This window comes from Halorubrum sp. CBA1229 (genome assembly GCF_003721435.2).
Classification (GTDB): domain Archaea; phylum Halobacteriota; class Halobacteria; order Halobacteriales; family Haloferacaceae; genus Halorubrum.
This window is the reverse complement of record NZ_CP054585.1, coordinates 1,518,946-1,531,096: the sequence shown is the minus strand read 5'-3', so window position 1 is coordinate 1,531,096 and position 12,151 is coordinate 1,518,946. Positions and strand designations below refer to the sequence as shown.

General features: G+C 69.3%; 11 protein-coding genes and 1 tRNA gene. 2 read left to right on the top strand and 10 right to left on the bottom strand.

All coding sequences use genetic code 11. The features are described 5' to 3' along the window. Positions 1-49: 49 nt before the first annotated feature. Positions 50-1,258, bottom strand: coding sequence for an L-2-hydroxyglutarate oxidase (lhgO, locus tag Hrr1229_RS07625; protein ID WP_123113454.1), 1,209 nt, complete (start codon positions 1,256-1,258; stop codon positions 50-52). A 130-nt stretch (positions 1,259-1,388) separates the two neighbouring features. Between lhgO and rdfA the strand changes: the two genes are divergently transcribed. Beyond that, complete coding sequence (rdfA, locus tag Hrr1229_RS07620; RefSeq protein ID WP_123113455.1) at positions 1,389-2,033, top strand: rod-determining factor RdfA; 645 nt, start codon at positions 1,389-1,391, stop codon at positions 2,031-2,033. Between the two features lie 15 nt (positions 2,034-2,048). Here rdfA and Hrr1229_RS07615 read toward each other — a convergent pair whose 3' ends face one another. The 5 genes from Hrr1229_RS07615 to Hrr1229_RS07595 form a co-directional block, all read right to left on the bottom strand. Further along, entirely contained in the window at positions 2,049-3,356 is a 1,308-nt protein-coding gene (locus tag Hrr1229_RS07615) for an acetamidase/formamidase family protein (RefSeq protein ID WP_123113456.1), read from the bottom strand. Positions 3,357-3,783: 427 nt separating this feature from the next. Beyond that, positions 3,784-4,170 (bottom strand): CTP synthetase, encoded by a 387-nt coding sequence (locus Hrr1229_RS07610; protein WP_123113457.1) that lies wholly within the window; start codon positions 4,168-4,170, stop codon positions 3,784-3,786. Continuing rightward, positions 4,170-5,087, bottom strand: a complete 918-nt coding sequence (gene guaA / locus Hrr1229_RS07605; RefSeq protein WP_123113458.1) for a glutamine-hydrolyzing GMP synthase — start codon at positions 5,085-5,087, stop codon at positions 4,170-4,172. The genes Hrr1229_RS07610 and guaA overlap by 1 nt, the downstream gene beginning before the upstream one ends. Continuing rightward, positions 5,088-6,743 carry a CTP synthase gene (locus Hrr1229_RS07600; protein WP_123113459.1) on the bottom strand — a complete coding sequence of 552 codons (1,656 nt, stop codon included), beginning with the start codon at positions 6,741-6,743 and terminating at the stop codon, positions 5,088-5,090. Positions 6,744-6,855: 112 nt separating this feature from the next. Beyond that, entirely contained in the window at positions 6,856-8,172 is a 1,317-nt protein-coding gene (locus tag Hrr1229_RS07595) for a PQQ-binding-like beta-propeller repeat protein (protein WP_123113460.1), read from the bottom strand. A gap of 161 nt (positions 8,173-8,333) precedes the next feature. On the opposite strand from Hrr1229_RS07595, the gene Hrr1229_RS07590 reads away from it, so the two are divergent. After that, a complete protein-coding gene (locus Hrr1229_RS07590) occupies positions 8,334-8,777 on the top strand; it encodes a hypothetical protein (protein ID WP_123113461.1) in 444 nt (147 codons plus the stop codon). 438 nt (positions 8,778-9,215) lie between these two features. On the opposite strand, the gene Hrr1229_RS07585 is transcribed toward Hrr1229_RS07590, so the two are convergent. The 4 genes from Hrr1229_RS07585 to Hrr1229_RS07570 form a co-directional block, all read right to left on the bottom strand. Next, positions 9,216-9,299, bottom strand: a tRNA-Leu gene (locus tag Hrr1229_RS07585). A gap of 35 nt (positions 9,300-9,334) precedes the next feature. Continuing rightward, a complete protein-coding gene (locus Hrr1229_RS07580; protein WP_123113462.1) occupies positions 9,335-10,588 on the bottom strand; it encodes an endonuclease/exonuclease/phosphatase family protein in 1,254 nt (417 codons plus the stop codon). 100 nt (positions 10,589-10,688) lie between these two features. Then, positions 10,689-11,606 carry an EamA family transporter gene (locus Hrr1229_RS07575; RefSeq protein ID WP_123113463.1) on the bottom strand — a complete coding sequence of 306 codons (918 nt, stop codon included), beginning with the start codon at positions 11,604-11,606 and terminating at the stop codon, positions 10,689-10,691. A gap of 62 nt (positions 11,607-11,668) precedes the next feature. Beyond that, entirely contained in the window at positions 11,669-12,013 is a 345-nt protein-coding gene (locus Hrr1229_RS07570) for a hypothetical protein (protein WP_255212576.1), read from the bottom strand. Positions 12,014-12,151: the final 138 nt, after the last annotated feature.

Below are 12,151 nucleotides of genomic sequence, written 5' to 3'. Positions count from 1 at the left end.
TCTCGGCGTCGTCCCGTGAGTGGTGGTCTCAACGTCGGACGGACGGAACTTAAACGGTCACCTTCGCCGCGAGCCGCTCCGCGATGTGCTCGCCGAACGGCAGCGAGGAGGTGAGTCCGGGGGAGACGGCGTTGAGGACGTGGACGGCGTCCTCGCGCTCGACGAACAGCGGCTCTTTCACCAGGTCGCCGTCCTCGCTCACGAGCTGGGCGCGGATCCCGGCGTAGCTCTTCTGTAAGTCCTCGGCCCGCACGTCGGGGACCAGCTTCTGCGACGCCGACGCGAACTTCTCTTTCCGGTACGACTTGTTCAGCTCCGCCCACGCCACCGAGAGCATCAGCGGCGAGGCGAGCAGCCGCCGGAACCCGCCGTAGGTGAGCGTCTCCAGCAGCTCGCGGGGGTTCACGTCCGTGTTGTCGTACGCCTCGCGGCCGAACGCGAGCACCGCGTTCGGGCCGACGATCACCTTCCCGTCGGTCCGGCGGGTGTAGTGGACGCCGAGGAAGGGGAGCTCGGGGTTCGGCGTCGGGTAGATCATCGTCTCGCAGAGCTCGGCGCGCTCGGGGCGCACCTCGTAGTACTCGCCGCGGAACGGGACCACCTGGTACTCCTCGCCGACGCCGACCTGGTGGGCCAGCGTGTCGGCGTGGAGCCCGGCCGCGTTGACCAGGTACGAGACCTCGAACCGACCGTTGCTCGTCGCGAGCCGGTATCCTTCGGCCGCCTCCTCGATCCGGGAGACCTCGTAGCCCGTGTACATCGTGACCCCCAGCTCCCGGGCCTCGCGGGCGAGCGCGTAGACGTACTGCTCGGAGTCGACGGAGGCGGCCTCCGGGGCGTGGAACGCGGCCTGGCCCTCCGCGTGCGGCTCGTGTTCGCGGATCGCCTCGCGGGAGTCGAGCAGCTCGTAGGCGACGCCGTTGGCCTCGGCCTGCTCCGCGAGGTCGTCGAGCCGCGCCTCCTCCTCGCCGTCCGTCGCGACGACGAGGACGCCCAGCTCCTCGCACGGGACGCCGTGCTCCTCGCAGTACGCCTTCATCCGGGCGGTGCCCTCGGTGGCGAACCGCGCCTTCTTCGAGCCCGGCGGGTAGTTGAATCCCGGGTGGAGCACGCCGGAGTTCCGGCCGCTCTGGTGGGAGGCGAGGTGATGTTCCTTCTCTATGACGGCGACGTCGAGGTCGGTCCGCTCGGCGAGGTGTTTGGCGACCGACAGCCCGACGCAGCCGCCGCCGACGATGGCGACGTCGTGGCGCATCATTTCGTGTCCGACGGATCCGGGAGCGGTGGCATATAGGTGCCGCTCGGGGCGAGACGGGACGGGGACCGTCGGCGCGGCCCGCCGGCGCGACGGTAACGCCTATGTCGCTGCCCGACGGTGGTTGTGACGAATGACCGACACGGACGGCGGCCGCCGGACCAAGGTGGCGCGGCTCGTCGACGAGTACGACCTAGAGGGCGTCGGCGACGAGCTGGAGGCGCGGTGGACGGCGACCGGCGACGACCACACGAGCCTGCGCGACCTCGCCGCCGAGTTCAACCGCCGGCTCGTCGAGGCCGAGGTCGACGAGGCCGGGGTGCGGCTGTCGGCGCGGGAGCTCGACGCGGTGGTGCGGTCGCTGACGGGCGACGACGTGACCGCCGCCGACCGCACGCAGCTCCGTCGGCGGCTCGAGCGCGAGGGCGTCGACGTCGACGCCCTCGACTGCGACGTGGTCACCTATCAGGCCGTCCGGAGCTACCTCCGGGAGCACCGCGGCGCGGAGTACGAGCGCGACGGCGGGGACCGCGCGACGAACGCGTCCCGGGCGATCGGGAAGCTCCGCGGCCGGCTGGTCTCGGTCGCGGAGTCGAAGCTCCGGGCGCTCCGGAAGACGCCCGCCCTCACGCTCGGGGAGTTCCGGGTGCTGGTCGACGTGGGCGTGCTCTGTACGGACTGCGGCTCGCGGTACGGCGTGGCCGAGCTGCTCTCGTCGGGCGGCTGCAACTGTGAGGAAGCGACGGAGCAAGAAGCGGCGACGGAGCCGGAAGAGTAGGGCGCCCCGACGACGCTACAGGTCGTACTGGTCCCGGACCAGCCCGTCGAGGCCGCGCTCTTCGAGGACATCGAGGGGCGCCAGCATGTCGAGCTGGACGACGCCCGGGAGCCGGCCGATCTGGACGCCGCCGGTGAAGGTGCAGCGCCCGCGAACTTCGCCCTCGCTCATCGCTAAGAGCTTCGTCGCGCGGTCGAAGGCGTTCTGCGTGGCGTCGTTGACCGTGGCGCCGGAGCCGACCACCTGAATCGGCGCCATCTCCGTCTCCGTCTCGACGCCGTGCTCGGCGCCGAGCTCGCGGCCCGCCTCGCGCTCCGCGTCGGTGTACGGCGCGCTGATGAAGGGGAGGTCCTCCTCGTTCGGGAGCAGCACGGGGCCGTCGAGCTCGAGCCCCTCGATCACCTCGACGTCCATGGTGACGGTGCCGCTCACGTCGGTGGTGTGGAGGGAGAGCTCGCCGTCCCCCTGGTTCGCGTGGAGGTCGCCGACGTAGACGCCCCCGCCGTCGACGTCGACGGGGCAGATGAGGGTGGCGCCCGGCCGGACCTCGGGGATGTCCATGTGGCCGTCGGTGCGCTTCTCGAGGTCTTCCTCGGTCTCGACGCCGTAGTCGTGGTCGGCGCCGATGAGGCTCTGCCCGAAGTCGCCCGCGTTGTGCGAGTCGGGCATCGTCACGGACGGCGTCGTCCCGATGTTGCCGATAAAGGGCCGGAGGCGACCGAGCGTGCCGGGCATCCCGTCGGGCTCGTACAGCAGGATCGGGTGCTGCCGGGAGTTCTCGGGGATGTCCATCACCTCGTCGGCGTCGGTCGCGAGCTCGTGGGCGCCCTCCTCGTCGAGCGTGACGCCGACCGCGTTCTCGTGGTCGAACGCGACGGTGTAGCCGTACTCGAAGCCGAACGAGGAGGCGTTGGCGCCGCACTCCGCACAGCGGATCGCGTCCTCGCCGGTCCCCTCGACGTAGGAGTCGGGCCACGTCGTCCCGCACTCCGGACAGCGGTGGTCGACGAACGGGTCGTCCCGGAACGCCTCCTCGCGCTCGTCCATCGACCCCGTGCTCGTCGCCATGCTTGTCACCTCCACGTCGCGGATGTGGATCGCGACGGCGTCGCCGACCTCGGCGCCCTCGACGCGGATCGGGCGCGTCACCTCGTGGCCGCCTCGGAACGAGGGGGTGACCATCGGCCCCCAGCAGCCGGGCGGCGTGTACGTCGTCACCGTCCCGCCGTCGGCGACGGTGCCGGCCCACTCCTGGTCGGGACCCACCAGTCCGAGCGTGTACTGGTCGACGTACAGCTCCTCTTTCACTTCTTGCTGTGACATGACACGGCACACTACGTGGTACACCGGAATAACGCTACTGCTCGCGGAACCGGGCAGGGGAGTGAAGTCCGATTCCAAACATAACAGTATAAATATATAAACTGAGTCGTGACCGATATAGAGAACGTTCCGATGGGAGCCGGCACGGCGACTCTCCCTATTAAAAAAAAAAGATTTAAATCGGATACAGTACGTTCTCGACGGATTTCAACACGTGATCCGGGTCTCGGTTATCCCGTCCCGATCGCATGTGATTCGCGGGCGCGATAGCGCCACAAGAAATGGCATTTCGAACCCCAGAGATGCTTTCTACGTTGGGTTGAGAGTGTTGTTCACGGATCGCTACTGTTAGTATTTATAAAATATGCGTAATACCGTTTGGTTCGATATGTGATCGGCTCCGGGCGACGCGCCGACGCCGAGGCGCCTACGCCGCGCGGTCGGCGGCGCCGTCGACCAGCTCCTCGGCGACGGTCGCGGCGTCCATCAGGGCCGGGTCGATCGCGAGGTCGGCGACGCCGGCGACGAACTCCGGCAGCGACCGCTCGGCGTACGTCACGGCGTAGGCGTTCGGGTTCAGCTCCTTGGCGATCGGGATGCCGGTCGCCTCCTCGACGTCGGTGAGGACGAAGTAGGCGGCCTCGGCGATCCCGGCCTCGGAGAGCGCGTCGGCGGTGACGAGCCCCTCGATCCGGCGGACCTCGACGCCGAGCGCGGCGAGCTCCTCGCCGAGTCCGTGCTCGTCGGGGCCGGCGACGACGGCGAGCGAGCCCTCGGCGCGGCCGCCGTCGGGGCGGGCGGGGGTCCCCGCCATCACTCGTACTCGATCGTCGCGGGCGGCTTGTGGGTCACGTCGTAGACGACGCGGGCGACGTTCTCGTTCTCGCCGGTGATCCGGCTCTGGATCCGCTGGAGCGTGCTCCAGTCGATCTCCTGGGCGCGCGCGGTCATCCCGTCGCGGCTCTCGACCGAGCGCACGGCGACGACCCAGCCGTGCACGCGGTTGTCGCCCTTCACGCCGGTCGCCTTCCCGAGGACCGCGGCGAACGCCTGCCACGGGTCGTACTCTTCAAGCTCCTCCTCGACGACGTGCGTCGCCTCGCGGGCGACCTGGGCCTTCTCCGGGGTCACCTCGCCGACGATGCGGACGGCGAGCCCGGGGCCGGGGAACGGCATGCGCTCGGAGATGATCTCCTCTAACCCGAGCTCGCGGGCGACCTCGCGGACCTCGTCCTTGTAGAGGTCGCGGACGGGTTCGACGATCCCCTCGAAGTCGACGACCTCGGGGAGCCCGCCGACGTTGTGGTGCGACTTGATGTTCCCCTCGGACTCGATGCGGTCGGGGTAGATCGTCCCCTGCACGAGGTAGTCGGCGTCGACGTCGCGGGCGACGGTCTCGAACTCGTCGATGAACCCCTCGCCGATGACGTGGCGCTTCTCCTCGGGGTCGGTGACGCCCGCCAGCCGGTCGAAGAAGCGGTCCTGCGCCTCGATCACCCGCAGCGACTCCATGAACGAGAACGTGTCGCGGATCTCGTCGGTCTCGCCTTTCCGCATCAGCCCGGTGTCGACGTAGACGGGGGTGAGCTGGTCGCCGACCGCCTCGTACGCGAGCGTCGCCGCGACCGAGGAGTCGACCCCGCCGGAGAGGGCGATCACGGCGTTCGCGTCGCCGATCGCCTCCCGGATCTCCGCTATCGCCTCGTCGATGAATGCCTCCGTCTCGACCATCTATAGCCTCACGTCCGCGTTCCGCTCGGTTGTGTCCGTCGATTCCAGCGCCGCCTCGACGAGGGCGACGAACGGCGGGCTCGCGCGGTCCGGCCGCGACCGGAACTCGGGGTGCGCCTGCGTCCCGAAGAAGAACGGGTGGTCCGGGCGCTCTAAGATCTCCATCCGGTTGTCGGCGCGCCCGGAGAACGTCAGCCCGTCGGCCTCCAGATCGTCGATGTACTCGGGGTTCACCTCGTAGCGGTGGCGGTGGCGCTCGGTGCAGGCGTCGGCGTCGTACACCCGCTCCGCGAGCGTCCCGGGCTCGATGTCGGTCTCGTGGGCGCCGAGCCGCATCGTCCCGCCCATGTCCTCCGTCTCGTACTGGTCGGGGAGGAGGTCGATGACGGGGTGGGGGGTGTCCGGGTCGATCTCGGCGGAGTGCGCGCCCTCCAGCCCGAGCACGTTGCGCGCGTGCTCGACGACCGCCATCTGGAAGCCCAAGCAGAGCCCGAGGAAGGGCACGTCGTTCTCGCGGGCGTACCGGACCGCCTCGATCTTCCCGTCCGTGCCGCGGGAGCCGAACCCGCCGGGGACGACGACCGCGTCGGCCGACGCGAGGCGCTCCTCGTGTTCCGCGCTGGTCTCGTCGGCGTCGACCCAGAGCACGTTCACCTCGGTCGCGGTCTGGATCCCGGCGTGTTTCAGCGCCTCGTGGATCGACATGTACGCGTCTTCCAAGGCGTACTTCCCGACGAGGGCGACGTCGATCTCGCGGTCGCGGTCGCGGGTGACCAGCTCGCGCCACTCCGTCGAGCGCTCGGCCTTCGGAAGCGCCTCGTCGCCCAGCCCGAGCCGCTCCATCACGTGCTCGTCTAACCCCTCGTCTTCCACCATCAGCGGGACGTGGTAGATGTCCTCGACGTCGGGGTTCGAGAAGACGGCGTCCGTCGGCACGTCGCAGAACAAGGCGATCTTCTCTTTCGTCTCCGGGTCCAGCCGGTCCTCGGAGCGGCCGACGAGGATGTCCGGCTGGAGCCCGATCGACCGCAGTTCCTTCACCGAGTGCTGGGTGGGCTTCGTCTTCTGCTCGCCGTTCTTCGAGTAGGGGACGAGCGTGACGTGGGTGAAGAGGATGTCCTCGTCGTCCTCCTCGTGGGCGAACTGGCGGAGCGCCTCCAAGAACGGCATCGACTCGATGTCGCCGACCGTGCCGCCGATCTCGATGAGACAGACGTCGGAGCCCTCGGCGGCCTCGCGGATGCGCCGCTTGATGTCGTCGGTGACGTGCGGGATGATCTGGACGGTCTTGCCGAGGTAGTCGCCGGCGCGCTCGCGCTCGATGACGTGCTGGTACGTCTTCCCCGTCGTGACGTTGTGGTCGAACGTCATGTCGGTGCCGAGGAAGCGCTCGTAGTTGCCCAAGTCGAGGTCGACCTCGCCGCCGTCTTTTAAGACGTACACCTCGCCGTGCTCGTACGGGTTCATCGTCCCGGCGTCGACGTTGAGATAGGGGTCCACCTTCACCGCGGTGACGTCGAAGCCCGCGTTCGCGAGGAGCCGCCCGGTGCTGGCGGCGGTGATCCCCTTCCCCAGCCCGGACATGACGCCGCCGGTGACGAACACGAACTTCCGACCCAGCGACGGGTCGTACCCTGTGTCGGGATCCGTTGGCATATCGACCGTCCGTCAGGGGCCGGCAAAACCGTTTCGGACCCTCCGTTTCGAGTGGACGTTCGTGACGTTTCCGCGCGGCGCACCGGAGGGCTCGTCTCCGGCTGCCGCCGCCTCACTCCGGCGCGGCGAGCTTGTAGCACATCCCCGCCTCGCCGGAGCCCTCCGGGGCGCGCTCGGCGTAGTATATCGCGTCGTCGGTGACGAGCGGCGCGCTGGTCACCTCCCCCCGCCCCTCGACCGTCCACGCGACCGAGCCGTCCGCGCGGTCGAGCGCGTAGAGGTTCGCGTCGTACGAGCCGACGAGGGCGTGTTCGTTCGTCGCCGTGACGCTGCCCGTGATCAGGCCGCCGGTGGGGGTCGACCACAGCTCCTCGCCGGTCGCGAGGTCGATCGCGTACGCGTTGGTGTCGTGGCTGCCAACGTACACCGTCCCGTCGTGGACCGCGGGCGCGCACATGAGCCCGCCCGTCCGCATCGGGTCGGGGTCGGCCGTCGGCGACACGTCCTCGTCGGTCTCGAACTCCCAGAGCCCGGTGCCGTCCGCGACGTCGACGGCGGTGACGGTGCCGGCCCACGAGGGGACGACCGCGATCCCCCGGCTGACCGCGATCGGCGTCTTGACGTCGCCGCCGGTGTCGTACGCCCACGCGCGCTCGCGATCAGAGAGGGACCACGCGTAGACGTGGCCGTCGTTGGAGCCGAAGAGGAAGCGGTCCCGCTCCAGGTCGACGGCGACCGTCGAGTGCGGGTGGTCGGTCGGCCGGTCGTCGCGCCACTCCACGTCGCCGGTGTCGGCGTCCATGACGACGACGGTCCCGCTCGGCGTCGCGTACTCGACGGCGACGTACAGCCGGCCCTCGTGGTAGGTGGGGCTGGCGGCGGCCGCGTCGCCGACGTCGGTCTGCCACAGGATCTCGCCGCTCGCGACGTCGACGGCGGAGACGACGCCGTCGTAGGTCCCCACGTACGCCGTGCCGTCGGCGATCGCGGGGGTGCCGTGGCTCCCGCGGTCGTCGTCGGAGACGGAGGTCGACCAGTTCACCGTCCCGTCGGTCGCGATCGACTGGACGCGGCCCGTGTCGTCGGCGAGGAGGATATCGCCCGACGGCGCGAGCATGGGGCTCCCCTTCGAGGCGGTGTGGTCACCGCGGTTCGCCGGGACCGCCCACCGCACCTCGACGGTCTCGGGGATCGTCGCGTCGATGTGGCCGTGGTTCCGGAGCCCCTGTCGGAACTGGGAGGCGAGCCCGTCGGGCGACTGCGGTCGGTCGGCGAGGTTCAGCGGGAGGTCGGCGGCCCCGTCGAAGTCGGAGCCGGCGTCGTCGCCGTCGGTCGGAGAGACGCCGCGGAGCGAGCCGCACCCCGCGAGTCCCGCGACGCCGACGCCGCCGGCGACCCGGAGCCAGTCGCGACGCGTCCGTTCGGTCATGAGAGAGCCTCCAGCGGAGGGGATAAAAATCCACCCTGGTCGACGAGACGGAGCCGACCGACGGCCGGAGCGATCGACGGTGAGGTGGACCAGCAAGCGAGCGTCGGCCGACCGTCGAGCGAAAGCTACTCCTTCCCCGCGGAAGCAGTCGTGGCCGTCCCATGAACCTGTCAGCAGTCCCTCCACTCGCCGCGGCGGGCGTCGCGCTCGCGTTGAGCGTCCTCCGTCGGCTCCCCCCGCTCCTCGTGTCGTCGGCGATAGAGACGCCGCCGGTTCGCAGGCTCGGGCTGTACGTCGCCGCCGGGCAGTTCGTCGCGTTTCTGCTCGTCTACGGGCTCCTGTTCGGCGTCTCGTTCGCCGTCGGGCGGCGACGCGACAATCCGCGGCGCGACGGTCGGATCGCGCTGGCGGCCGGCCTCGCCGCCGCGGTCACGACCCTCGTCGGCACCGGCGTCGTGCTCCTGATCGCCGAGCCGCAACAGGGCGCCGTGGTGATCCTCCAAACGCTCGGGTCCACGTTCGGCGTCGGCGCCCAGCTCGGGATCGTCGTCTTCGCCGGGCTTGCGCTCGCCCGGTACCGGAGCGAGCGCCCGACGGCGGCGTAGCCGTCGCTGGCAGTCGCTCGTCGGTTCAAGGAATTTTGCGAGGGAAGAGCGCTCCGAGAGCGTCTTCCGCATCACGGGGGTGGACCCCGGCGATGCGAGGGGAGGGATTTGAACCACGGTCGCGCCAGAGGCGCTCCCTGATTCAAATCCTCCCCCCTGTGCATTCGCGTGTTGTGGACGCGCTCATGCGAGGGGAAGGAATTTGAACCCACGGACCGCCGCAAGACGGTCCGGCTCGCTTCGCTCGCCGGCTGCGACTCGCGTGCTCTCGTTCGCTCGCGGTGCTCGCTCACGAGAACTCTACAGGAGCGGATCTCGAGTCCGCCGCCGGTTCCGGGCTTGGCTGTGCCGGCGGCTGGAACTGATTCGGGTATGAGATTTTGCGAGGGAAGAGCGCTCCGAGAGCGTCTTCCGCATCACGGGGGTGGACCCCGGCGATGCGAGGGGAGGGATTTGAACCCACGGACCTCTACAGGAGCGGATCTTGAGTCCGCCGCCGTTTCCGGGCTTGGCTACCCTCGCACGCAGTCGGCACCAAGCCCTCCGGGTGGTTTAACTCACCGGTTTCCGCGGCCGCGGCCCTTTCCGGAGGAACCGGGCTGTACGGCGATGTCGGCCCACACGAGACGGTGGTCCGAGGCGGTCGCCACGTCGTCCGCGAGCCCGCGCTTGTTCGCGTTCGGATTCGGCCACACTACCGACGAGGCGCGCTTCGAGAGGTCGGGCGAGGGCAGCACCCAGTCGACCTTGGATCCATCGCCGCCGAAGTTCGCGGTCGCGTACTGGTTGCCCAGTTGCGCTCCGCCCGGACTCGTCGGGAGGCTGCGGCTGTTGAAGTCGTCGTTATCGACGAAGTACTTCGTCGCCGGATCGAGCGGCTCGTCGCCGGGTCCGGCGTTCATGTCGCCGAGGAGAACGTAGGAGGCGTCGTCGCTAAGCCCGCCTTCTGTTCCGGAGTCGTCGCAGATGTAGTCTGCGCCGGCGACATAGTCGGCCCAGAATCGGTTCTCATCGTGATTCCAGCGGCCGTTGAAGTTGTTGACTCCGTCGAACACCGGCGGCGTCGGGTGCGAGAACAGCCCGTGGACGGTGTCGCCGTCGACATCGAACGGCACGTCGATATGGGTCTTCGAGGAGAGGCGGAAGACGTCCAGCTCCTCCTCGGTCAGATAGATCGCGGTTTCGTTCTCTCCCGGCTCGGTCACGACCCCTTCATCGCCTGCGAACGGGATCAGATTGTCCGGCATGTCTGCCCAATTAAATTCCTGGAACGAGCGGATCGCGCCCTCGTCGAAGGGATACTTGCTCGCGATGCCGAAGGCGTACTGACCGGGATAATTCCCGAAGCCGAACGCGTCTCCCGGCCGCGTGCCCGCGACGCCGTCCTTGTTGAAGTCGTAGTCCTCCTCGGGAAGAACCCCAGTGTTGCTCTTCGGCTGAAGTGTGTACTCGTAGTCGATTCCCTCCAGATACGTCTCCTGCGGCTCGCTGAGGTAGTTGTCGACGAACGCCTCGATGTTCGTCTGGTCCGCGGGGACGCTGTCGTCGACCGTCGCCTCCTGGCGGTTGTTCGCGAGCTCGTTGACGACGAGCACGTCTGGGTCAACCTCCTGTATCACGCGGGCGGCGGCCGCCGCCTGTTCGTCGCCCTTCTCCTGTACCTGTCCGGTTCCCAAATCGACCACGTTGAACGCGGCGAACCGCGGCGTGGGCGCGTTCCCGCGCCCCGCGGCGGTGCCGACGATACCGGGAACGGTCGCCGTCGCACCGATCGCCTTCAGCACGCTCCGCCGTGTGGTATGTTGTGGCATGCAGACGCTTGTTTTATTTATCCGATATTAAATTTTTAAATACACCCCAGATATCTGATGAGAATATGTCCGAAGTCGGACGGGCGGACTCGCCGTGCCCTCACAGCGCGATCATCGCGACGCCGACGACGGCGAGGGCGGCGGCGACGAGGCGGACGCGGAAGTAGCGCTCGCCGAGGACGACCCCGCCGAGCACGACGGCGATAATCGCCTGCGTGTTGATCACCGGCGACGCGACGCTCGCGGGGAGCGACGCGAACGCGACGGTGGTCAGGTGCTCCCCGAGCGCGACGATCGCGCCGGCCGCGAGGAACTTCGGCGCGTCGCGTCGGGTCACGGCGGGCGGGTTCCGGAGCGCGCTCGGAAGCAGCACGAGGCCGGCGCCCGCGAGGAGCAGGGGCACCCACAGCGTCCCGGGGATCGCGAGCTCCTGGAGGGCCACGCGCTTGCCGAGGTCGGCGACGGCGTAACACGCCGCGCTCACGAGGGCGAGCTGGGCGGGCCGCGAGTGGACGGCGCCGACCAGCGGCGCGAGCAGGCTCCCCGGCTCGTAGTTCGCGACGTAGACGGCCGCGGTGGCGACGACGACCCCGGCCACCTGTATCGGCGCGAGCACCTCGCCGAGCAGCAGCACCTCCAGCGGGAGCACGAACATCGGGACCACCTTGTTGATCGGGGTCACGTAGGAGACGTCGCCGTCCTCGATCGCCCGGAGGAAGAGGACGAACGCGGCCGCGGTCGCCGTCGCGGTGCCGGCGACGACGGCGACGGCCGCGGGGTCGATCGCCGCCAGCGACCGAGCGATTCGCCCCGGCGCGGCGAGCGGGTCGGCCGCGAGCGCCGCCCCGCCGAGGTCGTTCGTCGCGACGGTCACGGGGAGGAACCACGCGATCGCGGCCGCGTTGATCAGCACCGTGAGCCCGGCGGGCGGGTAGCCCGAAAAGGAGCGCTTCAAGACGAAAATGTAGCTCCCCCAGACGAACGCGGCCCCGACCGCGAAGGGGAGCCCGAGGTCCATCGACGGGTCCGACGCCGGCCGCGGAAAAGAAGCGTTCGATCCCGCCGACGGGGCGCGGTCGCTTACGCGGTCGCCCCGGGGGCGTCGCCGTCCGTGGCGGCCTCGTCGTCCGCTGCGGGCTCCTCGCTCGTGGGGGCGCGGTCGCTCGCGACCTCCATGGCGTACCCGGCGATGCCGGCCGCGGCGACGCCGATTCCGAGCGCGCGCGTCTGCCTGAGGTACGCCGGCCTCGCTTCGAGTTCGCCGGCGTTCTCGAAGTTCATCCCGAGCAGTTTCCGCGTGAGTGCCACGCTGAGCCCCGGCGCGGCAGCGGTGATGAGGCCCTGTCCGATCGCGAGCAGCGACCCGAACTTGCGTTTCGATGCGTCGTCGATCGGGCCGCACGCCGTCTCGTCGCTGTCAAGCATACGCTCGGGTAGGCCGCCGAGACGCATGAATATTGTGCGGATTCTACATTCGTGCAGTCGGAACGCGGCACCGCGGCCGCGGGAGAGACCGGAACGCCGCCGCCACCGGCACGAAAACGTTAGCACCCCGGCCGCCCG